Annotated in this window: 22 protein-coding genes; 13 read left to right on the top strand and 9 right to left on the bottom strand. The window is 60.3% G+C overall.

Going from position 1 to position 26,760, the window contains the following annotated elements; all coding sequences use genetic code 11:
- From ACTJJ7_RS13385 to ACTJJ7_RS13365, 5 genes are all read right to left on the bottom strand, one after another.
- Window positions 1–993 (bottom strand): aldo/keto reductase, encoded by a 993-nt coding sequence (locus ACTJJ7_RS13385; RefSeq protein ID WP_440967428.1) that lies wholly within the window; start codon window positions 991–993, stop codon window positions 1–3.
- Window positions 990–1,994, bottom strand: coding sequence for a sugar-binding transcriptional regulator (locus tag ACTJJ7_RS13380; protein WP_105733542.1), 1,005 nt, complete (start codon window positions 1,992–1,994; stop codon window positions 990–992). Before ACTJJ7_RS13380 ends, ACTJJ7_RS13385 begins: the two co-directional genes overlap by 4 nt.
- Window positions 1,995–1,996: 2 nt before the next feature.
- The gene (locus ACTJJ7_RS13375; RefSeq protein ID WP_440967426.1) at window positions 1,997–2,986 is read right to left on the bottom strand and encodes an ABC transporter permease; all 990 of its coding nucleotides are present in this window, start codon (window positions 2,984–2,986) and stop codon (window positions 1,997–1,999) included.
- Between the two features lie 22 nt (window positions 2,987–3,008).
- On the bottom strand, window positions 3,009–4,544 hold the full coding sequence (locus ACTJJ7_RS13370) for a sugar ABC transporter ATP-binding protein (protein ID WP_440967424.1): 1,536 nt from the start codon (window positions 4,542–4,544) through the stop codon (window positions 3,009–3,011).
- A gap of 69 nt (window positions 4,545–4,613) precedes the next feature.
- A complete protein-coding gene (locus tag ACTJJ7_RS13365; protein WP_105733539.1) occupies window positions 4,614–5,642 on the bottom strand; it encodes a substrate-binding domain-containing protein in 1,029 nt (342 codons plus the stop codon).
- A 337-nt stretch (window positions 5,643–5,979) separates the two neighbouring features.
- On the opposite strand from ACTJJ7_RS13365, the gene ACTJJ7_RS13360 reads away from it, so the two are divergent.
- The 12 genes from ACTJJ7_RS13360 (at window position 5,980) to cfa (ending at window position 20,788) form a co-directional block, all read left to right on the top strand.
- Window positions 5,980–7,182 carry a DUF418 domain-containing protein gene (locus ACTJJ7_RS13360; RefSeq protein WP_440967422.1) on the top strand — a complete coding sequence of 401 codons (1,203 nt, stop codon included), beginning with the start codon at window positions 5,980–5,982 and terminating at the stop codon, window positions 7,180–7,182.
- A gap of 173 nt (window positions 7,183–7,355) precedes the next feature.
- Complete coding sequence (locus ACTJJ7_RS13355) at window positions 7,356–8,441, top strand: diguanylate cyclase (protein ID WP_440967420.1); 1,086 nt, start codon at window positions 7,356–7,358, stop codon at window positions 8,439–8,441.
- A 396-nt stretch (window positions 8,442–8,837) separates the two neighbouring features.
- Entirely contained in the window at window positions 8,838–10,394 is a 1,557-nt protein-coding gene (locus ACTJJ7_RS13350; RefSeq protein WP_440967418.1) for a serine hydrolase domain-containing protein, read from the top strand.
- A gap of 20 nt (window positions 10,395–10,414) precedes the next feature.
- Complete coding sequence (locus tag ACTJJ7_RS13345) at window positions 10,415–12,022, top strand: ABC transporter substrate-binding protein (protein ID WP_440967416.1); 1,608 nt, start codon at window positions 10,415–10,417, stop codon at window positions 12,020–12,022.
- Window positions 12,023–12,035: 13 nt separating this feature from the next.
- Window positions 12,036–13,025, top strand: a complete 990-nt coding sequence (locus ACTJJ7_RS13340) for an ABC transporter permease (RefSeq protein ID WP_440967415.1) — start codon at window positions 12,036–12,038, stop codon at window positions 13,023–13,025.
- Complete coding sequence (locus ACTJJ7_RS13335; RefSeq protein WP_130271642.1) at window positions 13,018–13,929, top strand: ABC transporter permease; 912 nt, start codon at window positions 13,018–13,020, stop codon at window positions 13,927–13,929. The genes ACTJJ7_RS13340 and ACTJJ7_RS13335 overlap by 8 nt, the downstream gene beginning before the upstream one ends.
- Complete coding sequence (locus tag ACTJJ7_RS13330) at window positions 13,929–14,762, top strand: ABC transporter ATP-binding protein (RefSeq protein ID WP_245421051.1); 834 nt, start codon at window positions 13,929–13,931, stop codon at window positions 14,760–14,762. The genes ACTJJ7_RS13335 and ACTJJ7_RS13330 overlap by 1 nt, the downstream gene beginning before the upstream one ends.
- A complete protein-coding gene (locus ACTJJ7_RS13325) occupies window positions 14,755–15,576 on the top strand; it encodes an ATP-binding cassette domain-containing protein (RefSeq protein WP_440967412.1) in 822 nt (273 codons plus the stop codon). The genes ACTJJ7_RS13330 and ACTJJ7_RS13325 overlap by 8 nt, the downstream gene beginning before the upstream one ends.
- On the top strand, window positions 15,569–17,062 hold the full coding sequence (locus ACTJJ7_RS13320) for an amidohydrolase family protein (protein WP_440967410.1): 1,494 nt from the start codon (window positions 15,569–15,571) through the stop codon (window positions 17,060–17,062). The genes ACTJJ7_RS13325 and ACTJJ7_RS13320 overlap by 8 nt, the downstream gene beginning before the upstream one ends.
- Entirely contained in the window at window positions 17,059–17,991 is a 933-nt protein-coding gene (locus ACTJJ7_RS13315; RefSeq protein WP_440967409.1) for a CobW family GTP-binding protein, read from the top strand. Before ACTJJ7_RS13320 ends, ACTJJ7_RS13315 begins: the two co-directional genes overlap by 4 nt.
- Window positions 17,992–18,013: 22 nt before the next feature.
- Window positions 18,014–19,474, top strand: coding sequence for a M81 family metallopeptidase (locus ACTJJ7_RS13310; protein WP_440967407.1), 1,461 nt, complete (start codon window positions 18,014–18,016; stop codon window positions 19,472–19,474).
- A 123-nt stretch (window positions 19,475–19,597) separates the two neighbouring features.
- Complete coding sequence (cfa, locus tag ACTJJ7_RS13305) at window positions 19,598–20,788, top strand: cyclopropane fatty acyl phospholipid synthase (RefSeq protein WP_440967406.1); 1,191 nt, start codon at window positions 19,598–19,600, stop codon at window positions 20,786–20,788.
- A gap of 66 nt (window positions 20,789–20,854) precedes the next feature.
- Here cfa and ACTJJ7_RS13300 read toward each other — a convergent pair whose 3' ends face one another.
- The 4 genes from ACTJJ7_RS13300 to ACTJJ7_RS13285 form a co-directional block, all read right to left on the bottom strand.
- Window positions 20,855–23,641: an autotransporter family protein gene (locus ACTJJ7_RS13300; RefSeq protein WP_440967404.1), complete on the bottom strand. Its 2,787-nt coding sequence runs from the start codon at window positions 23,639–23,641 to the stop codon at window positions 20,855–20,857.
- Window positions 23,642–23,909: 268 nt separating this feature from the next.
- A complete protein-coding gene (dmeF, locus tag ACTJJ7_RS13295; RefSeq protein ID WP_440967403.1) occupies window positions 23,910–24,848 on the bottom strand; it encodes a CDF family Co(II)/Ni(II) efflux transporter DmeF in 939 nt (312 codons plus the stop codon).
- A complete protein-coding gene (locus ACTJJ7_RS13290; protein ID WP_440967401.1) occupies window positions 24,845–25,123 on the bottom strand; it encodes a metal/formaldehyde-sensitive transcriptional repressor in 279 nt (92 codons plus the stop codon). The genes dmeF and ACTJJ7_RS13290 overlap by 4 nt, the downstream gene beginning before the upstream one ends.
- A gap of 92 nt (window positions 25,124–25,215) precedes the next feature.
- A complete protein-coding gene (locus tag ACTJJ7_RS13285; RefSeq protein ID WP_105733524.1) occupies window positions 25,216–25,782 on the bottom strand; it encodes a DUF4337 family protein in 567 nt (188 codons plus the stop codon).
- A gap of 258 nt (window positions 25,783–26,040) precedes the next feature.
- Between ACTJJ7_RS13285 and ACTJJ7_RS13280 the strand changes: the two genes are divergently transcribed.
- Window positions 26,041–26,754, top strand: a complete 714-nt coding sequence (locus tag ACTJJ7_RS13280) for a transglutaminase-like cysteine peptidase (RefSeq protein ID WP_440967399.1) — start codon at window positions 26,041–26,043, stop codon at window positions 26,752–26,754.
- Window positions 26,755–26,760: the final 6 nt, after the last annotated feature.

Genomic DNA, 26,760 nt, shown 5'->3' with positions numbered 1-26,760 from the left:
TTACCTCATGTCTGCCAGTTGCACTGCGATGGCCGCGTCAATGGCCGAGAGGTCGTCTGCGCCGAGCCGGATCGTTCCCGCCCTCGCATTGTCGAGCGCCTGATCGGGGTTGCGCGCCCCGCACAGCGCAAAGGTGATGCCCGGCTGCGCCAGCGTCCACGCAATGACGATCTGGGCGATGCTGGCTGTGTGTTTGTCCGCAACGGGCCGAATGGCATCGGCAAACTGCCTTGCCTTCAGACGGTTGCCTTGGGAAAAGCGCGGATTGTCCTTGCGCTGGTCATCGCCGGAGAAGACACGCCCGGGATCAACGGTCCCGGACAGAAGACCCAGCGCCAGCGACGAATAACTCAGCAATGAAACGTTATTTTTGCGCGTTACCGGCAGCAATTCGGCCTCAAGCTCCCGGTCGATCATGCTGAACCGTTCCTGGATCGCATCCAGCGCGCCGGTGGCGATATAGGCATTGAGTTCAGTGAGATTGACATTGCTCGCACCGATGGCGCGGATCTTGCCGGCCCGGCGCAAATCCTCCATGGCCCGCACCGTTTCCTCAATCGGCGTGGTCGGGTCCTGCCAGTGGGTGATGTAGAGATCGATGTAGTCGGTGCCCAGACGCCGCAGGCTTTCCTCGACCTCGTGAACAATGGCATCGCGTCCGAGATAGCGATGCACCGGCTTGCCATCCTGATCAAAAAAATGCGTGCCTTTGGTTGTGTGCCAGACGAGGCCGCATTTCGTGGCGATGACCGCCTTGTCCCGGCGTCCCTTGAGGGCCTTGCCGACGATTTCCTCCGACCGCCCAAGCCCGTAGGCGGGCGCCGTGTCGATGAGACTGACACCGGCGTCCAGCGATGCCTGAATGGCGGCAATCGATTCCTGCTCGTCGGTGCCGCCCCACATCCAGCCGCCGATGGCCCAGGTCCCCAGCCCCACGGCCGACGCCTGCACGCCGGATTTGCCGATTGCCCGCGTCAATTGCTCGTTGCTCATGCCTGTCCTCCTTCAGCGGCGATGTCCAGAATGCGCTGCCCCGTCGCTTCGTCCGTCACCAGCGTGTCCAGATGATTGCCGCGCATGATGCTCAGGATCGGCCGCGCTTTGTTCGGTCCGCTGGCGACACCGATCTTGGTCGGAATAGAGGCAAACTCCTGCAGCGTCAGCGAGACCAGCGAGCCGTTCAGACTGTAATCGCAGACCTGTCCGCGATCATCGAGCAGATGGGCCAGCAGTTCGCAGCGCGCACCGGAACGCTCGATCGCGTCGAGGTCCGTGCTCGATGACGGATGCAGGTCGTAATAACTCGAGTCATCGGTGAGGATCGAGCCGATACCCACCACGGCGATTTTCGCCTCGCGTGCCCGTTTGAAGACATCCGCGACCGAGCGCATGTTGATCAGCATGGCGCGTTCGGAAGGGCTGTCGGCAAACAGCGGCGCATGAATCTGGTAGGCGCGCCCGCCGAGCCTGTCGGCCATCAGGGTCGAGACATGATTGACATCGGTATAGTGCTTGCCCTGGACGCAACCGGTAGCCGGGATCACCTCGACATCGAAACGGCGCGGCGCCTGCAGGCCGGCAACCACGGCGCTGACACCCTTGCCGCCGGTAATGCAGATCGTATCGCCATCGGTGATCTCTTCGATCAGCAATCGCGCCGCGGCCTCGCCGACCGCCTGAAGCGCCGTCTGCGGGTTGTCGGACACCGTCGGCACGACAATGGCGCGGCTGATGCCGCCCAGCGCCAGCAGCTGTTCCTCCATATCGACCAGCGGCTCGACCGGCGATTTGATCTTGATCTCGACGAGGCCAAGCTGGCGGCCGCGCTTGATGAGGCGGTTGACCGTCGGCTGCGAAATCCCGAGCTGATCGGCAATCTGCGCCTGGGTCAGTCCCTCGAGAAAGTGCAGGACCAGCGCCTGGTGCATCTGCCGCGCGATGACGATTTCCTCGCGCGGAGCCGCGTGTTTCGGATTGAGTTTGATAATCGCCATGGTCAGGAGGCCTTCCGCTTGTGCAGGAAATGGTCGATGGAGACGGCGGTCAGAAGAATGCACCCCTTTATCATGTCCTGCCAGTAGACGGAGACATCGAGCAGCACCAGCGAGCTGGTGACGAGCGACAGCAGCGCTATGCCAAGGATGGCGCCGAGGATCGTGCCGGAGCCGCCATTGAGCGACGCACCGCCGATAACCGCAGCTGCAATGATGTTAAGCTCCATGCCGACGCCGAAGGTCGGCGTCGCCGCGCCAAAGCGCGACATGTAGATCACCCCGGCGAACCCCGCCAGCGTCGAGCAGAGAACGGTTACCCAGAACTTCACCTGCTTCGTGCGGATGCCGGAGTAAAGCGCCGCCTTTTCATTGCTGCCGGTATAGAAAACCTTGCGCAAAGCGGTGGCGCGCCGCAGCAGGAAGTCGAACAGCATGACCACCGCGAAGAAGATGAGGATGACGTAGGGCACCCCGTGAAACGAGCCCTGCCCGACCGCCTTGAATGCGGGCGGCAGGGTGAAAAGCGAAAGCGGCGTTCCCTTGGTGATGATCAGGCACAGGCCGCGCACAATCACCATGCCGGCCAGCGAGGTGATGAAGTGGTTGAGCCCCACCACCGTGACGAAGAACCCCATGACACAGCCGATCAGCCCGCTGGCCAGAATGCCGATGAGCGAGGCCGTCCACGGGTCGAGCCCGGCCAGGAACAGCGTGCCGGAAAGCACCATGGCGAAGCAGACAACCGAACCGACGGCGAGATCGATGCCGCCGACGATCAGGAGGATCGTCATCCCCACGACAACAATGCCTTCCACCGAAAAGCTCATCAGCATGGCGCGAAAGTTGCCAAGCGTCAGAAAGTGCGGCGAGACGAAACTCATCGCGATGCAGAGCGCGAGAATGATGGCGATCAGGCCGGCTTCGCGCATCGAACCCAATTTCTTCCAGGATGAAACCCGCGCCGTTTTCGCCATCGCTGTATCGACCGCCATTCGCCTATCTCCCAATCGCTCTTCAGGCTGCATGTTCTGGTGCACGCGCCGTTGTGTGTCTCAATCCGGATGCGAGCCGGATAATGGCTTCTTCGCTCATTTCGCCGCCGTCGAGTTCACCGGCCACCGTACCTTCGCGGATGACAAGCACCCGGTCGCACAGGCCCAGAAGCTCCGGAAGCTCGGAGGAAATAACAATGATGCCGATCCCCGACCGGGCAAGTTCGCGCAGAAGCTGGTGGATTTCCGATTTCGCGCCGACATCGATGCCGCGCGTCGGCTCGTCCATCAGAATAACTTGCGGCTGGACCGCCAGCTGCTTGGCGATGGCCACCTTCTGCTGGTTGCCGCCGCTGAGCGACGACACCGGCACGTTGACGTGGTTCATGCGCACGCCAAGCCTGCGCGCAAAGTCGCTGGCGAGCTGGCCTTCGGCCTTGGCATCGATCAAGCCGAGATGACCGGTGACTGCCTTCAGGTTAAGAACCGAAATGTTCTGCGCAATCGACAGGTCCAGGAAAACGCCCGAACCCTTGCGGTCTTCAGAGAGATAGACAATGCCGCCCTTGACCGCATCGGCATAGGTTCGAATGGCCTGCGGCTTGCCGTGCAGGGAAACCTCACCGTCGATGGCTGCACGCAAGCCGCAAATGCCCTCGGCGATTTCGGTGCGTCCGGACCCGATAAGCCCGCCAATCCCAAGGATTTCCCCTCGCGCCAGATCAAACGATACATTGGAAAACCGCTCCTTGTCGCCCAAATTGCGGACCGACAATATCACCGCGTCCGAGCGCTCGGCATCCGTCTGCTTCGAAGGATAGAGCTGCGTGATTTCACGCCCGACCATGCGCCGCACCACGTCATCAGGGGTGACATCGGCAATATCCTCGGTGGAGACATAACGGCCATCGCGCAGCACGGTGACGCGATCGCACAGGCTGAAAATCTCCGCCATCCGGTGGCTGATATAGATAATGGAAATGCCGTGCGCCTTTAGTTCCCGGATAATGCCGAAAAGTATCCGCGTTTCCGCTTCCGTCAGCGCAGCGGTCGGTTCATCGAAAATCAGCACCCGGCAGTCGAGCGTGAGCGCCTTGGCAATCTCCACCAGCTGCTGGCTGGAAATCGCCAGGTCGCCGACCCTCTGCCGGACGTCAATGGGTGCCAGCCGGTCCATGACCGCCTGCGCATCGCGTTCCAGCTTGCGGTAATTCATCAGAAATGACCGGCGGCGGCTGGTGGCCGCCATGAAAATGTTCTCGGCTACGCTGGCATCGGGGCAGAGCGCAATCTCCTGATGCACCAGTCCGATGCCCAGTGACTGCGCAACCGAAGGCGAGCCAATCTTCTGCGGTTTGCCATCCAGCAGGATGTCGCCAGCATCGGGTTGGAGGACGCCGGCAAGAATGTTCATCAGCGTGGATTTTCCGGCACCGTTCTCACCGCAAAGCGCATGGACTTCGCCGCGCGCCAGGGTGAAGTCGACCCCCGTCAATGCCTTTACGGCCCCGAAATGCTTGGTGATACCGCGGATACTCAAGACCGGTTCCGATGCCATCGCGCCTTCCTCCCTCCCGTTCGCCAAGGCTATCCGGACCTTGCAGGCCCGGATAGCCATCTGCGACGACTACTCGTCGATCCCCTTGGTGCCGCGGCGCTTGAGGTACTTGTCCCAAAAGAAGTCATCCGCATTGTCGGCTGTTACAATGGACAGGCCATTGTCGACGAACGGGATGCTCATCGGGTTGGTACCCGCACGCTTGGCATCGTTCATCGGATCGATCAGTTCCGGATGCTTGGCGAACCAGAGGAGCATGAAACCCATATAGCCCTGCATGCCCTGATTGGGATTGATCGAGCCGAAGACCTGACCGGCCTTGATCATGTCGAGAATATTGGCATTGACGTCGGCGCACATGACAAGAATCTTGCCGCCGCTTTCCTTGTTGGCCTGTGCGGCGCCAATGGCCGAGTTGGCTTCCGGCATGAAGACGGCTGCCAGATTGGGATTGGCCTGGGCGATGCTCATCAGGCCCTGATACGCCTTTGTCGGGTCCTGGTTCGATGCCGCCCTGCCGACCAGCTTCATATCCGGCCACTTTTCCTTCATCCGGTCGATGAAGGCCGTGACGCGGCGATCATGATTGTCCTGGCCCGGATTTTCCAGAACGGCATATTCGCCCTTGCCGCCCAGCTTCGTGGCGATGGCGTCCGCAGCATAGATACCTTCACGCTTGTTATCCGAGGTAATGAATGAAATCCGTTTGGACAGCGGCGAGTCCGCAGCGAAGGTGACGACGGCAGTGCCCTGATCGACCGCCCGGTTGATCGGTTCGATGAAAGGATCGGAATTCATCGGATGCACCAGAATGCCGGCGGGATTCTGGGCGAGCGCCTGATCGAAACTCGCGATCTGTTTGTTGACGTCATATTCAGGCGTGCCCGTATAGGCCGTCTCGCAGCCCAGCTGCTTGCCCGCCTGCTTGAACATTTCATAGACGGGGAACCAGTATTCAACGCCCGAAACCATGACGTTCATGACGTATTTTTCACCGGGCTTGCAGCGAAACGGATTTTCCGTTTCCGCGCTTGCCGAAGATGCAAAGAGTGTGGTCGCAAGGACCGCCATGGCGGTCGTGCCCAGAAAAGTGCGCAAGTGTCCTCCTCGAGGCCGAAGCCCCTCCCATTGGTGTGTGGCGCCTTGAATGGCGGCCGCTGTTCCTTATGAAGACCAGCAATCCTCCTCGAGTGCTGGCAGGATTAACTAAGCCTATGCCGCAACGGCTGTCAATATAATTCATTGCGTGAATTATAATTCATATCCATCGGCATTTTCCCTGGGACGTTCTGGCGAAACGCCATTTCCCGCAATCGCCCCCAGCGTAATTCTATCGCAATCCAGGCATGTCTAATCGGCCGGACCAACGATGGAATGCCGATGCCGGCCAAAGACCTGCGGTGTTCCTGACCAGAAATCCCCGCTTTCAGAAGGTGTGACCAGATTGAGTGTTTCAAGCCTGACCCAGGACCGCATTGTCAACGTTGACGCTCTGCGGGGCTTCGCTCTCCTGGGTATTCTCCTCGTCAATATCATGGCATTTTCCTCGGCATTTTACGGCGCGGAAATCCCGGATCCCGTCTTCAGCAGTCCCGTCGATCAGGGTGCGCGCTTTCTGATCGCCTGCCTCTTCGAAACGAAGTTCTACCTGCTGTTTTCCTTCTTGTTCGGGTACAGCTTTACATTGCAAATGCAGTCGGCGGAAAAGGCGGGCAAATCCTTCCTGCCGCGTCTGCTGCGCCGGCAGGCGGGTCTGTGGATCATCGGCATTGTCCATGCCGTGCTGCTTTTCCATGGCGATATCCTGACAACCTATGCGGTGCTGGGCGTGGTGCTCCTGATGCTCCGCAACCAGGATGAGGCGCGCATACTCAAACTGGCCAAGTGGCTCGTCATCGGCACTGCCTTGCTTTGGATAATCATGGCGCTTCTGGCTGCATCGGAGCCGCCATCCGGCAATCCCGATGCGATCAGGGCCAATGCCGACGCCGTCGCGCTGGCCTATCGAAGCTCGCCCGCCACGGTGATCGGGCAGCATATCGAGGAGCTGTCGACCATCTGGATGGTGATCGGATTGATTCAGGCACCCTGCGCTCTGGCGATGTTCCTCCTCGGTCTCGCCGCGGGAAAACGCCAAGTCTTTCTGCGTTTTGATGACTATAAATGGCTCTTCCGGCGCCTGTTGGCGGGCGGCATTGCCATTGGTCTTCCCGGTGCGATCTTCTATGGCTGGTGCTCCGTCTACCTGATCGGCTCCATCTGGGACATGGCCGGGCTTGCCGTCGGCATTCTCACAGCCCCGTTCCTGACAGGGGCATATATTGCGGGAGCCATGTTTCTGTTTCAGAGCGTGAACGGTAAATCGCTATCCGGCCTGTTGGCGCCCGCCGGCCGCATGGCGCTGTCCAATTACCTGCTGCAGTCGGCAATCTGTGCCACGCTGTTCTACGCTTATGGCTTCGGCCTGATCGGAATGACCGCGCCGATGACCGGCATCTTCATCGCACTCGGCATATTCGGCGTGCAGCTCATATTGAGCAGCTGGTGGATGAGCCGCTTCCAGTACGGCCCGCTGGAATGGCTTCTCCGCTTTGTCACGATAGCCGCCCGTCCGCGCTGGAGACAACAGCATCCCTGATGAAACGTTTCATCCATGGCACGCCGAATTGACCTTTTCTCAACCTATACACGGCAAGTGAAGACAGTGACAAAATGTGACAGGCTGGCGCTTGCCACATTCTGTCTTCGCTGATCTGATATGCCTGTCATTGACCGCGGCCAGGTTTGATACGGAAACGCCAAGAGGGCCACATGGACTACAGCATATTATTGACGGGTGTTGTTCGTATTCTTGGCCTGACGGCGCTTGTCATTCTCAGCTATTCCATCGTCATCCGCACCTTTTCGAAGGGGTGGAAAAAGGGCGCAGCCGTCGGTGTCCTGCTGGCGCTCGGCGGCATCTTGTCCATGAACGACCCGGTTGTCATCGCGCCGGGCGTCATCTTTGACGGGCGGACGGCGCTGCTTGCCATTGCCTATCCCTATGGCGGCCCGGTCGGCACAATCGTTGCCGCGCTGCTCATGGCAGCATACCGGATCTGGCTTGGCGGCGTCGGGGTGGTACCGGGACTGATTTCGATTGTCCTCATTTGCACCATAGGATTCGGGGTTGCGCTTATCCCCGTGCGCAAGCTTCCCATCGGATTGACACGTTCTGTTGTGACCGGCCTCCTCGCATCGCTATCGCTCGTCTCCATCAGCCTGCTGCCGCACGACATCATTGCCACGATCATCGGCTTTCCGCTCGTTGCCGTCGTCGTTGCCAACATCGCCAATGTCGTCATTCTTTCGGATTTTCTCGAACGGGAAAAATCCCGCCTGCGGATCATGCGGGCCCTGGAGCATGAAGCCTGGGTGGACCCGCTGACCAAGCTGCAGAACCGCCGCGCTTTTGACCGCGCAGCGCTTCGGGCCATGAACGACAACAAATCCAAGGCGGCCCACTGCTCGCTGGTCATGATCGACATCGACCATTTCAAGGCCATCAATGACCGCTGGGGCCATGACACCGGCGATATGGTGCTGGCGGATGTCGCGGCCATCATCCGCAGGAATGTCCGCATCACCGACGTCGTTGTCCGCTATGGCGGCGAGGAAATCGTCCTGCTGCTGACGAACACGCCGCAAAACGTTGCCAATCAACTCGCCGAGCGGGTGCGCAGCGAAATCGAGCTTGCAAGTTTTTCCACGGAGCTTGAGAGCGTCAGCGTCACGGTCAGCGCCGGCGTCGCCAGCCTCAACGGACAGCACACCAGCATGGAAGCGTTGCTGAAAGCCGCCGACAAGGCGCTCTATCGCGCCAAAACCAGCGGACGCAACCGGGTCGAAGTCGCCTGAAAATAGCGGATCGCGGTTCGCCTCTCCCAATCCCGAGACACCCATGCATTGAGGGCAATTCCGCCCTCTGACCCATGCTGTCGGCGCCGCGGCGGCAAAGATGAAATTAGCATATAGGCAATTTTTTTAGTGTATAAGAAAATAACTTGACACCTTGAAACGAACTTTCTAGCCTCACCCCATATAAAAAGGGAACACAAGGACAAGCAGAACATCAGCAGCGCGATCGCGTCTTCTGATGGGCTCCACATTTTGTCGGACTTCCACCATCTGACACCTGCCCGGTGCGCCATCCATGGCGGTGCGCCGGAGCCTTTCGATATTCCCTCTTGCCATCATCGAGCGCGGTCTTCGCCCGCGCTTGCGCAAACAATCATAAGGTAGGGAGTGACCTGTATGAGCAAGATGCCGGCGGATTTCGCCAAGCGGATAGATGCGCTGTTTCAGGATTTTCAAAAACCCGGTTCGCCAGGTGCCGTCGTCGCGGTGACGGAGCACGGCCAGGAGGTGTTCGCCAATGCCTATGGCCTGGCCAATATCAATGATGACGTCGCCATGAACCGCAAGACCATCCTGCGTATTGGATCTCAGACCAAACAGTTCACCGTGCTGATGATCCTCATGCTGGAGGCCGAGGGGAAACTGAACCTCGCCGACGCGGTGCAGAAATATCTGCCCTATGTTCCGGTGCTCGAACATCCGGTTACCCTCGCCCATCTGTGTGCCAATACCAGCGGATACCGCGATCATCTCGAGAGCATGATCTTTGGCGGCCTGTCGATCTTTGCGCCCTCCACCCGTCAGACCGGGCGCGACGTGATCGCCCGTCAGGACGCGCTGAATTTCAAACCCGGCAGCGCCATGCTCTATTCCAATGCCGGTTTCTTCATGCTTTCGGAGATTGTCGAGGAACTCGACGGCACCTCGTTCAATGAGTCCCTGCGCAGGCGGATCACCGGGCCGCTGGGCATGGATGACACCTCGCTCTTGATCCGTGACAACGCCGCGATGAAACGGCTGGCCGCGCACTACACCCTGCGCCCGGATGGCTTTGCCAATCTCGGCTGGGGCCTTGATCTGGGCGGCGAAGGCGGCATGATTTCGACACTTGACGACATGGTGGTGTGGCAGCAGAACCTGTTTGCGCCGAAAGTCGGCACACCCGCCATGTATGAGCGCATGTCCACCCGATGGACATTCGACAACGGCGCAACCGGCGCCTACGGCCTCGGCCTTGTTTCCGACGTTTATCGCGGCCGCCGGGTGGTGGGGCATGGCGGAACGGTTGCCGGCGGCAAATCGGAATCGACCCGCTTCGTCGATGACGGCCTCGGCATCGTGATCATCGCCAACCACGACCAGATCGCGCCATTCAGCGTTGCGCGCAGAATTGCCGACATCTATTTCGGCAACGAAACGCCAAAACCCGTCACCTTTGCGCCGGGACGCTACCGGCAGGAAGGCGGATCCGATGTCTTCGAAATCGTCGACACCAATGGTGTTGCAACATTCCTCAATGCCGGCGGCGGCGGCACCTTTGACTTCGGCGCAGCCCATGGGCCCAAGCCCGAACGGGGTATCACCGATCTGGTGCTTGTACCGCGCACGGACGGCAAGATCGACGGCACATTCTGCGGCATGCCGCGTGTTTTCGCCCCCATGCAACCGGCAGCCAGGGCGGCAAGGCCGCTTGCAGGAAAGTACCGCAACAGCACGCAGGGTTTCGACGTGGAGATCACCGGCGATGACAGCACGGGCGAATTCCGCATGCGCTCCGACCTCGGCGCATTGAACGCCCCCCTTGTCGCGGCCGACAAGGACCTGTGGTTCCTGCTGCAGCCCGGCGCCGATATGCGTCCGGGCCTGCCGTGGACGGCGACACTGACCGTGACCGGATCGGGATTTGAGTTCAATTCCGATCGCATCAGGAAACTGGCTTTTACAAAAATCTGATCCCATCAGCGAGGCTACCCATGTCCCTACGGAAAATGTCTCCCCAGGAATTCGACTTGCTGACGCGGGATTATCTGCGGCGCAGCGTGCTTTCACGACGGACCTTCCTGACAGGCGCTGCAGCGCTTGGCATGACCGCCGGTCTCGGGCTGCCCGGCAGCAATGCCGGGGCGGCGCAAACCGGCGGAACGTTGCGGGTCGGCCGCGCGGAGGAGCCCGATACGCTCGATCCGCACAAGACGACGCTGTCGGTCTCCTCGACGACCATGGACCTGATCTACGAGCCGCTGGCGCGGCGCGGTTTTGAGGGCGAAGTGATCCCCGCCTTTGCCGAAAGCTGGCAGTTCAGCAATGAAAACAGGACCCTCACCTTCAAGCTGAAACCCGGCGTGAAATTTCATGACGGCTCGCCCTGTGATGCCGAGGCCGTGGCGTGGACGGTTGCCCGCCACCTCGACCCCAAGACCGCCTCGTCAAGCGTGTTTGTCCTCGGTCCGCTTGAACGGGCCGAAGTGATCGATCCCCTGCAGGTCGCCTATCATTTTACCGAACCGTTCATTCCGGTCTGGGAAGGGCTCACGATTGGATATGCCGCCCCCATTTCCCGCAAGGCCGTGGAAGCGGACGGAGACCAGTATGGCCGTCGCCCCGTCGGAGCAGGACCGTTCCGCCTCGTTTCCTGGTCGACCGATCGCGGCATGCGGCTGGAGCGCAATGATGATTATGCGCCCATCGCAGCCCCTGCCCGCATCGATGCGGTCGAGTTCTTCCATTATCCGGAAGACGCGACACGCATGGCCGCTTTTGAAACCGGCGAAATCAACGCCATCTATACCGGCAACTCCGTCCCGCTGGATGGCATCAGGCGCCTGCGCAACAATCCCGATGCCACGCTCATAGAACGGCCGGCGCAGCTGATGCGCGCGCTGGTGTTCAACCAGAAGCGGCCCCCGTTCAACAATCCCGTTGTCCGCCGCGCCTTCTGCCATGCCATCGACCAGAAGCGGCTGATCGCCTTTGCCCTTGACGGATTGGCCGTGGCCGCGACATCGCCCATCGCCAGTTCCATTGTGGGATATTCGCCCAAGACTGCCGAGCTGGGCTATGCCTACGATCCTGCGAAAGGCAAGGCGCTTCTCGCCGAGGCGGGGATTGCGCCTGGTCTGAAGGTCAAGCTGGTCACATCCGATAATCCCATCATCCGGCGCACCGCCGAAGTTGTTCAGGCACAGTTGCGTGATATCGGTGTCGACGTCGCCATTGAGACCATGCCCATCGCCCAATGGTCCGCCGTGACCTCCAAGGGCGAACAGGACATGGTGATCAGCACATATGCCTATGGCGAGGCTGACGTGGTTTACCCCTTCCTGCACAGCAAGGGCTCGCTCAACCGGGCATTCCACGAGAATGCGGACCTTGACGCCATGATCGCCCGGCAGCGCGTAACGGCGGATACCGCAGCCCGCCAGGATATCCTGGACAAGATCCAGGCTTTCGTCGTCACGGAAGCCTATTGGAAACCGCTGTTCGAGCCGCTCAACTTTGCCGTGGTTTCGAAAGATGTCGTCGATGCACGCATGAACACCGCCGGAGAGTTGCGTCCCGATCTGCTCGGTATCAGTGAATGAACGGCGCGGATCGATGCTGAAGCTGCTCGTTTCACGGTTCTTCTACGCATGTGTCATCATTCTGGGTGTCGTCCTCGTCGTTTCGTCGCTGGTGAAGCTGGTTCCCGGTGATCCGGTGGACGTGATCGCGGCGGGAAATCCGGGCATGAGCGTTGCTGACATGGATCGCCTGCGCGAACGGATGGGGCTCACGCGCTCCATTCCCGAGCAGTTTGCCAGCTATCTCGGCCATGCCGTGCAGGGTGACATGGGCACATCCATCCGCCAGGGCGTGCCGGTGACCAGGCTGATTGCGGAGCGGCTGCCGGCCACCGCCGAACTTGCCTTCTGGGCACTTGTGCTGGCGTTCATCTTCGCCATTCCGCTTGGCATTGCCACGGCACTCAAACGCGGCAGCTGGCTTGACTACACCGGCACGTTCATTGCGGTGCTCGGCGTATCGACACCGGGATTCCTCCTGGCGGTGCTGATGATCCTCTGGTTTTCCATCGAACTGCGCTGGCTTCCGGCATCCGGCTATCGGGGTTCGGCGCTTCTGGCCGTGGGAAAGGCCGTTGTTGAGGGAAAATTCTCGGTTTTCTGGAACGCGTTCCGCTATTTCATCCTGCCTGCCATCTCGCTCTCCTTCGTGCTCATTGCCGTCAATGCCCGGGTGATCCGCTCGGCGATGCTGGAAGTCCTGCAACAGGATTTCATCACCTTCGCCACAGCGAAGGGCGTCCCGCGCCTGCGGATCGTGCTGCGCCATGCCTTGCGCAACGCCTTGCTTCCGGTGGTCACCCTGGCCGGGCTGCAGATGGGTGCGCTGTTGTCCGGAACGGTGGTGATCGAGACCGTGTTCGCATGGCCCGGCATCGGGCGGCTTGCGGTCGATTCCATCCATGTGCGCGACTATCCGATCATCCAGGCCGTCGTTCTCGTCTCGGCCGTCCTGTTCATCGTCCTGAACCTGACCGTCGACATTCTCTATCGCTTCATCGATCCAAGGGTGCGTGATGACTGACATCGCAACCATTCCCATCGGCACGCAGGGTACCGAACCCGCCGCCAAGCAGGAACGCAGCTTCCTCTCCAGCCTCGGGCGCAGCGCCAAGGGACTGACAGGCCTGTTCCTGATCATGCTGGTTGTCGCCTGTGCACTCTTCGCGCGGCAGATCGTGCCCTATGACCACGCCCAGCAGGTGATCGAATGGCGATACGCCCCGACAGCCTGGCAGGCGGGAGGCAGCACCCGCAACCTGCTTGGCGGCGACAATATGGGCCGCGATATCTTCAGCCGCACGATCATGGGCGCGCAGATTTCGGTGCAGGTGGCCTTGATCGTGGTCTCGATCGCGCTGGTCATCGGCTCGGCGCTGGGCGCATTGGCCGGCTATTTCGGCGGGTGGATCGATACATTGATCATGCGGGCCGTCGATTTTCAGCTCGCCTTCCCGTTTCTCCTTTTGGCGCTGATCTTCATGGCGGTTCTCGGGCCGGGATTCGCAACCCTGGTCATGGCCCTGTCCTTTGCGCTCTGGATCAACTTTGCCCGCATCGTGCGCAGCGAAACCATGCGCATCCGCAAGCTCGATTATGTCGATGCGGCCATCACCATGGGCGTTTCGCAGCTGCGCATCATTGCAACCCATGTCCTGCCCAATGTGCTGCCGGCGGTGCTGGTCATGGCCACGCTCGACATAGCGCTGGTGATCATTTCCGAGGCGTCGCTCTCGTTCCTGGGCCTCGGCGTTCAACCGCCCACAGCCTCCTGGGGCGTGATGATCGCGGAAGGACGCGACTTTCTCTACGACCAGCCATGGATCGTCATCGCGCCGGGAATTGCGGTGCTGATTTCCTCCGTCGGCATCAACCTCTTCGGTGATTTCCTGCGCGATTATTTCGACCCGCGACTGGAGAGGATGTGATGGTGGCGGCATCTCCCCTTCTGTCCGTCGGCAATCTGACGGTCGACTATCCCAGCCGCACCGGGCTTATCCGCGCCGTCGATGGCGTCAGCTTTTCCATCAGTGCCGGTTCTGTCCTTGGCGTCGTCGGTGAAAGCGGGTCAGGCAAATCATCGGTCGGCTTCGCCCTGATGGGCCTGACCGATGCCTCCAAGGCGGTTCTCGGCGGCACCATCACCTTCGAGGGACGCGATATGCTGACGCTTTCGCGCAGCGCGTGGCGGCAACTGCGCGGCGACCGCATCGCCATGGTGTTTCAGGACGCCATGGCAACCCTCAACCCGGTCATGCGCATCGGCGATCAGATCGGCGAGGTTTTCCGCTGGCATCGGCCGGAAATGTCGCGGCGCGCCATTCGCGCGGCCTGCCTGGAACTGCTGGAACGGGTCGGCATCAAGGATGCCGGGCGCCGGATCGACAGCTATCCGCACCAGCTCTCCGGCGGCATGCGCCAGCGGGTGGTGATCGCCGCGGCCATTGCGTTGAAGCCCAGCCTCCTGATCGCGGATGAACCGACCACCGCGCTCGACGTGACCGTGCAGGCACAGATTCTCGAGCTTATGCAGACTCTCTGCCGCGAACAGGGAACGGCGCTGATCCTTGTCAGCCATGATCTCGACGTGGTCAGTGATGTCTGCCGGGATGTCGTGGTCATGAAGGACGGCGTTGTTGTCGAGGCAGGCCCGGTGGATGACGTGCTGATGAACCCGCAACACGCCTACACGCAAATCCTCCTGAAGGCCCGGCCGGGCTTCGGCTCGGGGCACATGAACACAGGAGCACCCCATGGCTGACGATATTCTCCTCGAAGTCAAAGGTCTCATCCGCAGCTTCGCCCTGTCGGCAGGGTTCTTCGCCAAGCCAAGGCAACTCATTGCCGTCAACAATGTCAACTTCCAGATCAGCCGCGGCGAAGCCTTTGGTCTCGTTGGCGAAAGCGGCTCGGGCAAATCAACCATCGGCCGCATCATCGCACGGCTGTCCCAGCCCAGTGCCGGGTCGGTGACATTCGATGGAACGGATTGGCTGGCGCTCAGGGGAAAGGCATTGCGGGAAAAGCGGCGCGATGTGCAGATGATCTTTCAAAGCCCCTATGCATCGCTTGACCCGCGATGGCGCGTGCGTGACCTTTTGGCCGAACCGCTCAAATCCTATACGGACCTGACGGGATCAGCCCTGACCCGCCGCGCTGCCGAGCTGATGGAACAGGTCGGCCTGCATTCCGGCTGGATCAATCGCTTTCCGCACCAGTTTTCCGGCGGGCAGCGTCAGCGCATCGCCATAGCAAGGGCGCTGGCGTCAAAGCCCAAGCTGCTGATTGCCGACGAGCCCGTATCGGCGCTTGATGTCTCAAGCCAGGCGCAAATCCTGCAGCTGCTGCGCTCGATCTGTACCGAGCAGGGTTTGGCGATGCTGTTCATCTCGCACGACCTCTCGGTCGTCGATCATCTCTGCCAGCGCGTCGGTGTTCTCAACCATGGCATATTGGAAGAAGTCGGACCGACCGGACAGATTTTCCGCAACCCGCAATCCAGCTACACCCGCCGCCTGATCGAGGCGGTTCCCGGCAAAAAGCGCCGGGCGGCAGAAGGAGCCATGCATGCTTGATATCCTGATCCGCGGCGGCCGCGTGATCGATCCGGAAACCGGATTTGATACGGTTGCGGACGTGGCCATTGCCGGCGACCGCATCGTTGCCGTGGGGCATGATCTGGGCGCAGCGCGGCAGGTCATCGATGCCACAGGCCTTGTTGTTGCACCCGGCTTCATCGACATTCACGCCCACGGCCAGTCGGTACCCGCCGACCGGATGCAGGCCTTTGACGGGGTGACCACCGCGCTGGAACTGGAGGTTGGCGCCCTGCCGGTCGGCGCCTGGTACAAGCGGCAGGCGCAGGTGCGCCGCGTACTCAACTATGGCACCGCATCCGCGTGGATTTTTGCGCGCAAGGCCGTGATGATCGGCCTCGAACTGCAGGATGGCGAGGCGTCCCTGACCGTCATGGGGCGTGGTGCGGACGATCCGCGATGGTCGGTTCAGGCGGCAAACGAGGCGGAAGCGAACAGGATCGTCGCCCTCACCCGGCAGGGAATCGAGGAAGGCGGCCTGGGGATCGGCATCCCCAACGGCTACGCGCCCGGCGCAGGCGCAAAGGAGATGAGCCTGATCTGCGATCTTGCCGCCGAAACCGATACGCCGACCTATACGCACATCGCGCAGATGTCGAACATCGATCCCAAAAGTTCGATCGAGGCCTATGTCAACCTGATCGGCCTCGCCGCGGCCACCGGCGCCCACATGCACATCTGCCACCTGAACTCGACCAGCCTCCAGGACGTCGACCGCGCGGCAAAACTCATCGCCAAAGCCCAGGCGCAGGGACTGAAGATCACCACCGAGGCCTATCCCTACGGCACCGGTTCGACGATTGTCAGCGCCGGATTCTTTGCCGATCCGGCCTTTTCGCAACGCACCGGCACGGGCTACGACGCCATCGAACTGGTGACGACCCATCGCCGCCTGCGCGACATCGACGACCTGCTGGCATCGCGGGAGGCGGATCCGTCGGCGCTTGTGCTGTGGCATTTCCTCGACACCGAAGACAATGCTGCCGACCGCGCGCTTCTGGATATTTCCGTGCTCTATCCCGGAGGCGCCATTGCCTCGGACGCCATGCCGTGGACACAGCCGGACGGCGGGCTCTATGAAGGCGATGAATGGCCGCTCGGTGACGACAAGACCTCGCATCCCCGCTCTTCCGGCACCTTCACCCGCTTCCTGCGGCAATGGGTGCACGAGCGCCAGATGCTGCCTCTCGGTGAGGCCATCGCCAAATGCTCGCTCATCCCCGCGCGGATTGTCGAGCCCTGCGCGCCGCTGTTCCGGCGCAAAGGCCGGTTGCAGGCAGGCTGCGATGCCGACATCGTGATATTCGATCTGGAACAGGTTGCAGACAGGGCGACATTCGCCCGAATGAACCTCCCCTCGGATGGCATGCGCCATGTTCTGGTCAATGGCCAGCCGGTTATTTCGAACGGTATCCTCGATCTGAATGCAGCACCCGGCCGCGCCATCCGGCGGGGTGACCGGTGAGCATCCCGGTCCTGGTTGTCACCGGCTTTCTCGGTGCCGGCAAGACAACGCTCATCAACACCTTGCTGGCGCAGGCACAGAACCGCCGCATCAGCGCCATCGTCAATGATTTCGGCGCCATCAACATCGATGCCGACCTCATTGCCGGGAGTGCCGACAGCGTTGTGGGCCTGCAGAACGGGTGCATCTGCTGCACGCTGCAAGGCGATCTGCTGCGCACGCTCAAGCTTGTCCTTTCCCGGCCGGTCCGTCCCGACCATATCCTGATCGAGGCCAGCGGCGTTGCCGATCCGCGCGGCATCACCGAAGCGCTGATGGACCCGATCCTGCGCGATGCCGTGCGGCTGGATGCGGTCGTTGCGGTTGTTGACGCCGACGAAGTCGCCAGCAATCCCCAGCGCAGGCAGGATGACCTCTGGCGTGCACAGGTTGCGGCTGCGGACTTCATCGCGCTTGCCAAGACCGCGGGCCTCGCCCCGGGCGAAATATCCGGTTTGCGGGCAAATCTCGGTGCTCAGAACAAGGCGATGATTTTTGATACCGGCGAGGAGACGATGCCGATCGACGCACTATTCGTCACCAACCGGCCGCTGTTCGCTCCGGCAGGCTCGCACGGCGATGGCATGCCCGTCGACGCGTCGCGCTTCGCCGCGGTCGAGTGGCAATCGGAGGAAGCCATCCATGCCGGCGCCTTTCAGGCGGTCATCCAGGCACTGTCGCCGATGCTGATCCGCGCCAAGGGCATCGTGAATTTTGTCGAAAAGCCGGGAAACAGTTTTCTTCTGCAGATGGTCGGCCGCCGCGCCTCGCTCACCCGGCTGTCGCAAAGCCAGCCGGGTTGCCGCCTGGTTCTCATTGGCGAAGCCGCCATCTTTGATCCGGCCACCGTTCGCGGCTGTCTTGCGGACATGTCCAAGCCACCATTTTAACCCAACCGGGAGGAAAAACGTCATGCGCGTATTCAGTGCGGTACTGGCCACGGAAACCAATACATTTTCTCCAATCCCGACGGATCTGGCCGCCTTTGTCGAAAAGGGCGAATATTATCCCGCCGGCAAACATCCCGATCACATGACCCTGTGCAGCGGGCCCCTGTGGGCACTGCGCGAGCGCGGGCGCCGGGAAGGCTGGGCGTTGTTCGAAGGCGTGACAGCCTTTGCGCAGCCGGGCGGCCGCACCATCCGCCATGTCTATGAAAAGCTGCGGGACGAGCTTCTGGACGACCTGCGTGCCGCCATGCCGGTGGACATGGTGTGCCTGCTCTTGCACGGTGCCATGGTGGCCGAAGGCTATGACGACTGCGAAGGCGATATTCTCGCGCGCGTCCGCGCCCTGGTTGGACCCGATACGGTTGTCGGCGTGGAGCTCGATCCTCACTGCCATATGACATCGGCGATGATCGAAAATGTCGATGTTCTCCTCACGTTCAAGGAATATCCACACACCGACATCTATGAATGCGCGGTCGAACTGGTCGATCTCTGCGCCAGGATCGCCAAGGGAGAGATCAGGCCAACGCCAGCCCTTGCCGACACCGGCATGGTGTCACTCATCCGCACGACCACGGAACCGGGACTGTCGCTGACAAAACATGTGCGAGCCCTGGAAAAGCAGGACAAGGTGCTGTCCGTATCGATTGCACAAGGCTTTCCCTGGGCCGATGTTCCTGACATGGGAACCCGCGTGGTGGTTTATACCGACAATGACCCGGATGCCGCACGAAACCTGGCGCGGGATCTGGCCGGCAAACTCTATGCGATGCGTGAATCCTTCGTCCCGCCCATGCCCGATATCGATGAAGCGCTCGATCTGGCGCTGGCAGCGCCGGGTGGTACCGTCGTGATCGCGGACGTCGCTGATAATGCCGGCGGCGGCGCAGCCAGCGATTCCACCTTTTTCCTCCGCCGCATGGTTGACCGCAGGACCGGCAACGCCGTGATAGGTCCCGTCTGGGATCCGGTCGCCGTGCAGTTTGCCTTTGCCGCCGGACACGGCGCGGTGCTGCCCCTGCGCATTGGCGGCAAGGTCGGACCAGGGTCCGGCAACCCCGTGGATGCCACGTGCCGCGTCATCGGGCTGAAACGCAATCTGATGACCAGCAGCCTCGGCGGAACACCCTATCAGATGGGTGATTGCGCCCTGGTCGATTGCGGCGGTGTCGAGGTTCTCCTGACCACGGTGCGGGCGCAGGCAATCCACCCCGATCTTTTCACCAATATAGGCTGCGACCTGGCAAAAAAACGAATCGTCGTGGTCAAGTCGACCCAGCATTTCCGCGATGCGTTCGAACCCATCGCCAGCGCGGTGATCTATGCAGCGGCGGAAGGAACCGTCACTACGGATCTGAGCACCTTGCCCTATACCTGCATCCAGCTGCCGAAATGGCCGATCAGAAATGCTGGTTCCGCTTAACCGGTTGCGGAGCGCGGCTGCCCGCCTGAACAAGTTTTGACATTGCGTCGTCCTTTCTGCTCATATGGCCAAATCAGTTTTCGATCCAAACGGCACACTTGAAGCACCAGCGCTGGAGCAACCATGGACGTGGATTTTGACGACGCATCGAAGAAAGAAGCCAAACCACAACCGGCACCGGCTGGCGGCAGAAAGTCTTCAGCACTCGGTACATTGAGTAATCTCCTTGGCCGTGCCGGTATCCGCGTCAATGGCGATGCGCCCTGGGACATCCAGATCAAGGATCCGAGAGCCCCGACCCGCATTCTGGCGCAAGGCAGTCTGGGCCTCGGCGAAAGCTACATGGATGGCTGGTGGGAATGTGCAGCGCTGGATCAGTTCTTCGACCGCATATTCCGCGCCAATCTGACCGAACATGTGACGGCCAAGGACGTGTTGCAGACGCTGCGCGCACGCTTGCTCAACCTGCAGAACAGCAGGCGCTCCTGGCAGGTGGGCAAAGAGCACTACGATGTCGGCAATGACCTGTTTTCCGCAATGCTTGACCGCCGCATGACCTATTCCTGCGGTTACTGGAAAGACGCCGGCAATCTCGACGATGCCCAGAGTGCAAAGCTCGATCTCGTTTGCCGCAAGCTCGGCCTTCAACCGGGCATGCGTCTTCTGGATGTCGGCTGTGGCTGGGGCAGCCTGATGCAGTTTGCCGCCGAAAATTATGGCGTCTCCTGCGTCGGTCTGACCATTTCCAAGGAGCAGGCGGAGTTTGCACAACGGACATTGAAAGGCCTGCCCGTCGAGTTCCGCCTCGCAGACTACCGTTCCTTCAACGTCGAGGGACTTGAGAAATTCGACCGGATTTCCTCGATCGGCATGTTTGAGCATGTCGGGCACAAGAACTACACCGCCTTCTTTGACGCCTGCAGGCGCAGTCTGTCGGATGACGGATTGTTCCTGCTGCACACGATCGGGCGAAAGCGCACCCGGAACATGATCGATCCATGGTTCGACCGGTATATCTTCCCCAATGGTGAACTGCCGTCCCTGGCAGAAATTTCAACCAGCGTGGATGGCCGCTTCGTCATCGAGGACGTGCATAATTTTGGCGCCGATTACGACAAGACACTGCTGGCGTGGCATGCGCGGTTCGAAGCCGCATGGCCGCAATTCGCATCCAAATATGGCGAGCGCTTCTACCGCATGTGGCGTTACTATCTGCTGTGCATGGCCGGGTGCTTCCGCGCGCGCCAAATCCAGCTTTGGCAGACGGTCCTTTCACCCCAGGGTGTTGCCGGAGGATACCGGCGGCACTCCTGAATGAGGCAGGACCGCGCTGCAGATCAGCCGCCCGGCTACGTCATCCTGCGCAGAGCAACCTGACGGCTACCACTTCACGGTCAGGCCGACATTCCCTTCAAAGGCTCGCTTCCTCTCGCCGCTGACATCAAACGTGTAGTCGGCGGTGACGAAGGCGCTCACATTCTTGCTAAAGTTGTGGACGATGCCGCCGCCCAATTCCAGCGATGTGCTTTCCGCCTGGGTCGTGATCGGATCGTTGCCGAAGAGCACCGTATCGGTGGCCTTGAAGTTGTGCCACAGATTGGCCTTCAGATAAGGCTGGAACAATCCATGCGCGGTCTGGTAATTGCCTTGCAGCCTTGCACCGAAGCGGCCTGTGACGGCATCGTTGTTATCGAACGCAACACCGGAAAACGCATCCTGCTGATTGTCGAACCAGGCGCGCTGCCAGATGAGCTGCGCCTGCGGCTCAAGCAGCCAATTGTCGGTCAGTGCGAAGGGATAGCCGCCTTCCAGCGACACGGTAATGCCGCTGCCGTCATAATCGATGCCGGCGCCGCTCACAGAGCGTGCATTGCCGCCATACCAGGTTCCCATCACAACGCCGTCCAGATACCAGCCGGATGGCCCGATATGCGTCCAGTACCCGCCAACACTCGTGGCATCGACCTTGATCTTGCCCGTGCTCAAATTATTCCAGCCAAAAGCCTGGCCTTTGACATCGGAATTCATGCCGGCATAGCCGAAGAAGATACCCGCTATATCCCGATGGCCGCCTTCACTCTGCCGGCGCAGGATATCGATACCAGTTTGGACACCCCATATTGATCCGTCGATTGAGGGCGACGCCGTCCCTGCCCATCCCTGTTCCGTGCTCTGGCCGAAAACGCGCCCCCAGGCAGCCGACAGTTCACTGCCCGGCGTGAGAACGCTCTGCTCGCCGCGACGCTCATGGAATGTGCCGAGCGTTGCCAGTGTCGCCAGCCGCGCAGCCGGCGGCAGCGCGGAATAGGTCGCGACTTCCGGACGAAGCAGCGGCACGACACTCACGGACACCCCGCCGCGCTCCTCAACGACCGGTGTGACCGGCGTTGCCCCCGGTTCCGGCGGTTGTACTCCTCCTCCGGTAGATACAGGTGGCTGCACAACGTTTGGTGTGGTTGGATCGGTCGGTGCAATGATCGGTCCGACCGGCGTTGGATTGTCCGGCGTCGGCGTCGGGGTGACATATTCCGAGCGCAGATACCAATTCTGCGCCGTGTTGGCGCTGACGCCGCCCTTGAACAGAAAATACTCGTAAGCGCCGGCCGCCGCACGGCCGTTCAGATGAAAGGCGCTGGCTGACGTTGTCGCACCGTTCACGGCGTCGACCACCTTGATCCCGTCAATCACCGTCGCAGCGCCGGTCCCTCCGACGTTGGTCACGGCAATACCGGTTGTGCCGGTCGCCGTTCCTCCGGATAGAACGAGCTTGTCGGATGCGGCGGAGTCATCGCCAAGAACAGTGTTCAGGAGCAGCGAACCATTGTTGCCGGCATAATTGCCGACGACCGTCAGCCTGTCGCCGGCAGCACCCGAACCATTGGTCAGATCGATGACACCCGCATTGGTGACGGTGATGGCCGGTCCGCCGGAATAGGGCGTGATCGATGGATTGAAGCCACCCCCGGCGAGGAGTTTTGCACCCGATGACACGGTGACATTGCCCGTCAGGTCCTTTTGCAGGGTGAAGCTGCCGGTCTGGATAAAACTGTCGTGAAAATCTCCGGTGCCTGCCCAGGTCCAGTCTGTACCCGTCATGTACATCGTCTGGAAATTGGTGAAGGCGTTGTCGATCAGCCCCGAACCCTGAAGGGTCAGTTGATTGCTGCCGCCGCCGCCATTGGCGGTTCCGATGATCTTTGAACCGGTCTGCAGCGTGAAGTCGATATTGCCGTTGCCGCCGCTCAGGGCAAAACCATTGCCGCCATTCAGCAATCCGGCATTTGTAATCCTGGTCGGGCCATTGAGCGTGCGGATCGCGGGGCCCTGGTCACTGATGATCTGACCGCCAGCCAAATTCTCGATCGTCGCATTGAAACTTGGACCCAGCGTGTTCGAAAACACACCATCCGAAGGCAAGCTACCGGATGCCGCTCCACCTTGCGCGTGAATCACGCCGCTGTTGGTCAGACGGGCATTGGTGCCCTGCATGTAGACCGTTGGCGCACTGTTGCCGGTTGTGGCCAGCGTGCCTGTGTTGATGACTGTTCCGTTTTGCCCGAGAATGGAGGCCGCGCGTGCATTGCTTCCATTGGTTGTGACCGTTCCGTTGTTGATCAGGGTATTGTTCGGCGATCCGCCGCCGCTCTGCCCCCAACTGGCCGTCATGCCGTAGGCGTTGGGTCCGGTCGTGGTGATCGTGCCATTGTTTATGAGCGTGTTGCCGGAGCCGTCTGCCGCCATGCCGTCATTATATTGGTTGGTCGTGCTGATCGAACCGTTGTTGGTCAGGCTGTTGTTGCTTCCGGTGCCGACCAGACCTGCGCCGCGATTAAGTCCCGAGCTGCCCGATCCCGTCAGCGATATCGCGCCATTGTTCACCACCGTGCTGCCATCGATGACGCTGACACCCGAATTCTCGGCGGGACTGCGCACGATATTCAACTGGGCACCGCTGCCGACATTGACCGAGACGCCGGAGCTTCCCGCCACCGCATGAACGCCTGCCGTCGCGGGATTGGGTGCGGAGGTATCGCAGGTGACCGTTTGACCCGATGCCGGCGCAAGGCTGCTGCAGGCGGCCCAACCGGCCGATGAGCTTGCGATGGAGATGAGTGCCGATGTTGCAAACAGAGATAGAAGTCGCGTGTGTAACACGGAAATACGCATGGTTGCTCCCCCAGCATTCCGGTGCGAAGACGCACCAAGGCAGATCAAAATGCATATTTTGTTGAAATGAGGCTAGTCAGTTCAGAGTATTTCTTTGCTCGATCCACATGGAATGAACACTGCGTGGCAAAAATAACACAACGAAACACTACTACCTTCGAAATGCGTGGAATAAATACCAATAGCTTCTGCCATGCGGCCATTCAACTACCGGCAGACGAGGAAAAATGGTTAATATCGCTCTCGGAAATACACTCTGTTGCAGTCTTTAGGCTGCCTTGTGCTCAACCTCGACGGTCACATGCGACAGATCGTGGATATGGGAAAGCTTGGCGCGATAGGACGATGGCGCTTTCGGATGATCGCTCACCAGCGAAACAATGGCGCCGTGGTGGCCGGGCCCAAGCTGCCAGACGTGCAGATCCGTGATGACATCGCCCTCCCGCTCGATGGCCGAACGGATTTCCTCCGGCAGATCCTCGCTTGACGGGACATAATCCAGCAATACGCCACCGGCGCGCCGGATCAGCGCGAACGACCAATTGGCAATGACCAGCGCACCGACGATGCCAATGGCCGGGTCGAGCCAAACCCACCCATAAAGACTTGCTGTTACAAGAGCGCCGATGGCAAGCACCGAGGTCAGCGCGTCAGCAAGCACGTGAATATAGGCCGCCTGCAGATTATTGTCGTGCGCGTGAGCATGAGCATGGTCGTGATGATGGTCGCCATGATGCGCATGATCATCGCGCAGGAGCCAGGCGGACAGCAGGTTGACCGCAAGACCAACGGCAGCAATCGATATGGCCTGGGGAAAGTTGATCGGCACGGGATTGGCCAGCCTGACAAAGCTTTCCCAGGCAATCAGCAGAGCAATCAGGGCGAGAACCACGGCGCTGGCAAAAGCGGCGAGATCACCGAACTTTCCGGTTCCGAAGGTGAAGCGCGGATTGCGGGCGTGCTTTCGCGCATAGAGATAGGCCAGCGCTGCTATCAGCATTGCCGCCGCATGGGTCGACATATGCCAGCCATCCGCCACCAGCGCCATCGAACCATATATGGTTCCGGCGGCAATTTCAGCAACCATCATGACCGTGGTCAGGGCGATAACCATCCATGTGCGCCGTTCGTTGCGCGCATGGTTTTGGCCAAGGAACATATGGTCGTGTGCGCCGGCCTGCGGCTGTGCGCTGTGCTGATGGGTCATTTGAGATACGTCCTTACGACATCGATGAGTTCCGCGGCACCCTGGGCCCGCCCCGCATCCGGATCCATGTCCGGATCAACCACATGCATGCGAATATGGTCTTCGATAAGCTCGACAACCAGCCCGTTTACCGCGCCACGCACGGATGCGACGAGATTGAGGATGTCGCCGCAGGCAACTTCCGCCTCCAGCGCGCGCTCCACCGCCTCCATCTGCCCCTTCAGGCGGCGGATGCGGGCGAGGAGTTTGGCTTTCTCTTTGGTCGTATGTGACATAGTATAGCCCCCTACCCTATATTATGCAGAAATGCAACCGAATTGTTGCCTCCGTGGTTTCAGACACGGGCAATCAAACCAGCGAAAGCAACTCAGATCGCGTAGGTCGCCCCGGCAATGATTGTTCCGATAACCCCGAGAAGAATGGATGCGTACCAGGGCCAGCGGCGGCCACCGGTGATAATGGCAATGGTTGCAACCGCGATCGCTATATGCAGGAACGTCGCGGCAATGGTCAGGTGATGGTGGCGCCCTTCATGAACGAGGCCCTCCTGCAAGGCATCCTCCGATTTGACCTCGAAGTCCCGCGCGGTTTTCTGGATCTCCTGGCTTTCCACCTCATTGCGCTGCGACTGGGACGCGAAGTCAGCGGCTTTCGGCCCGCCCTGCGCCGCGGCAATATCGTACATGTTCTTCTTGAGGCTCTTGGCCTGGAAAAAATTCCAGTTGTCGGTGGCCTTGTTCTGGAAAAGCACGGCCTGGGTCTTGGCCGCCGTCGCCCCACCGCTCTCGATTGTCTCCAGGCTCCCGACACCGGCCGCAACAACCGCGAGAACCGCAATGGTTACCGCAACGATGGCAAGAAAGGCATTCTCGCTGTGCAGGGCATGCTCGGCATGTTCGGTATGTTCATAGGCTTCAGACGCGATTTCTTCCATCGAGATTCTCCCATTCTCCTGATGCTATGGGATCGCTCGCAATTTGGTCGAATTGTGATGAATGCACCCCCATGCATCCATCACCCTTGTCCAGCAATCCACACCGCCAGAACCTACACCGCATTGCCGATCGATACGAGCGGAGAAACCCGGAAGCATGACATGCCTGGCGCTGTTAACCATTTGTTTAACATTTGATTGATTGAGGCAGGTATTCTGGCGTTAACTCCTTGTTAAGAATGTGTTGGGGTAGCGGCAATGTTGCGTGTGTTGAGCGTTGCGATCTGTGTGTTTCTGGGCCTTTCATCGCTGACGCATGCGGGTTCTTCGAACCCATCCACCTCGGCCACGGCCCGGTCCATTTCCTTCGAGCGCCGTGCAGCCCTGTTCGGCGCGATCCCCGGCAGCACAAAGCCATCGCCGGCAAGCGCTGCAGCCACCGGCGGCAAGACGAGCGTTCCCTATGGCTGGGTGGATTTTTGCGGCCGCCGCCCCGAGGAATGCAATGTCTCGCCCCTGCCGGCAGCCGAGGTCAAACTCACAGCGCAAACATGGACTTATCTTGAACACATCAACCGGCAAGTGAACGCCTCCATCGAACCCATGAGCAATCTTGAGCATTGGGGCACGATGATGGATCACTGGGATTACCCGGTTGACGGCAAAGGCGACTGCAAGATCTATGCACTGTACAAGCGCAAGCTTCTGCTTGACGCCGGATTTCCGCGGCAGGCGCTGCTCATGACCATCGTGCGCGATTTGAACGACGAAGGTCACACCATCCTGACGGTAAAGACCGACCGCGGTGACTTCGTCCTCGACAATCTTGCTGAAGAAGTCAGGCCATGGGACGCCACCGGCTATAATTTCCTCAAGCGGCAGTCGCAGCAAAACCCGAATATCTGGGTTTCCATCAACCTGCGTGGAGACGCATCGAGAGCCTCCACCGCAAGCCTTCAGGCAAGAAACTGATTTCTA

It is taken from the genome of Phyllobacterium sp. 22229 (assembly GCF_052056495.1).
Classification (GTDB): Bacteria; Pseudomonadota; Alphaproteobacteria; order Rhizobiales; family Rhizobiaceae; genus Phyllobacterium; species Phyllobacterium myrsinacearum.
Note: the sequence above shows the minus strand (reverse complement) of the source record. Positions and strands in the feature narration are given on the sequence as shown.

Excerpts from the sequence above, each read along its gene's own strand:
- ACTJJ7_RS13280 (WP_440967399.1), top strand. The coding sequence starts at position 26,041 with ATGTTGCGTGTGTTGAGCGTTGCGATCTGTGTGTTTCTGGGCCTTTCA.
- dmeF (WP_440967403.1), bottom strand. The coding sequence starts at position 24,848 with ATGACCCATCAGCACAGCGCACAGCCGCAGGCCGGCGCACACGACCAT.
- ACTJJ7_RS13355 (WP_440967420.1), top strand. The coding sequence starts at position 7,356 with ATGGACTACAGCATATTATTGACGGGTGTTGTTCGTATTCTTGGCCTG.
- ACTJJ7_RS13340 (WP_440967415.1), top strand. The coding sequence starts at position 12,036 with ATGCTGAAGCTGCTCGTTTCACGGTTCTTCTACGCATGTGTCATCATT.
- ACTJJ7_RS13310 (WP_440967407.1), top strand. The coding sequence starts at position 18,014 with ATGCGCGTATTCAGTGCGGTACTGGCCACGGAAACCAATACATTTTCT.
- ACTJJ7_RS13320 (WP_440967410.1), top strand. The coding sequence starts at position 15,569 with ATGCTTGATATCCTGATCCGCGGCGGCCGCGTGATCGATCCGGAAACC.
- ACTJJ7_RS13380 (WP_105733542.1), bottom strand. The coding sequence starts at position 1,994 with ATGGCGATTATCAAACTCAATCCGAAACACGCGGCTCCGCGCGAGGAA.
- ACTJJ7_RS13285 (WP_105733524.1), bottom strand. The coding sequence starts at position 25,782 with ATGGAAGAAATCGCGTCTGAAGCCTATGAACATACCGAACATGCCGAG.
- ACTJJ7_RS13300 (WP_440967404.1), bottom strand. The coding sequence starts at position 23,641 with ATGCGTATTTCCGTGTTACACACGCGACTTCTATCTCTGTTTGCAACA.
- ACTJJ7_RS13330 (WP_245421051.1), top strand. The coding sequence starts at position 13,929 with ATGGTGGCGGCATCTCCCCTTCTGTCCGTCGGCAATCTGACGGTCGAC.
- ACTJJ7_RS13335 (WP_130271642.1), top strand. The coding sequence starts at position 13,018 with ATGACTGACATCGCAACCATTCCCATCGGCACGCAGGGTACCGAACCC.
- ACTJJ7_RS13350 (WP_440967418.1), top strand. The coding sequence starts at position 8,838 with ATGAGCAAGATGCCGGCGGATTTCGCCAAGCGGATAGATGCGCTGTTT.
- ACTJJ7_RS13385 (WP_440967428.1), bottom strand. The coding sequence starts at position 993 with ATGAGCAACGAGCAATTGACGCGGGCAATCGGCAAATCCGGCGTGCAG.
- ACTJJ7_RS13290 (WP_440967401.1), bottom strand. The coding sequence starts at position 25,123 with ATGTCACATACGACCAAAGAGAAAGCCAAACTCCTCGCCCGCATCCGC.
- cfa (WP_440967406.1), top strand. The coding sequence starts at position 19,598 with ATGGACGTGGATTTTGACGACGCATCGAAGAAAGAAGCCAAACCACAA.
- ACTJJ7_RS13345 (WP_440967416.1), top strand. The coding sequence starts at position 10,415 with ATGTCCCTACGGAAAATGTCTCCCCAGGAATTCGACTTGCTGACGCGG.
- ACTJJ7_RS13325 (WP_440967412.1), top strand. The coding sequence starts at position 14,755 with ATGGCTGACGATATTCTCCTCGAAGTCAAAGGTCTCATCCGCAGCTTC.
- ACTJJ7_RS13370 (WP_440967424.1), bottom strand. The coding sequence starts at position 4,544 with ATGGCATCGGAACCGGTCTTGAGTATCCGCGGTATCACCAAGCATTTC.
- ACTJJ7_RS13375 (WP_440967426.1), bottom strand. The coding sequence starts at position 2,986 with ATGGCGGTCGATACAGCGATGGCGAAAACGGCGCGGGTTTCATCCTGG.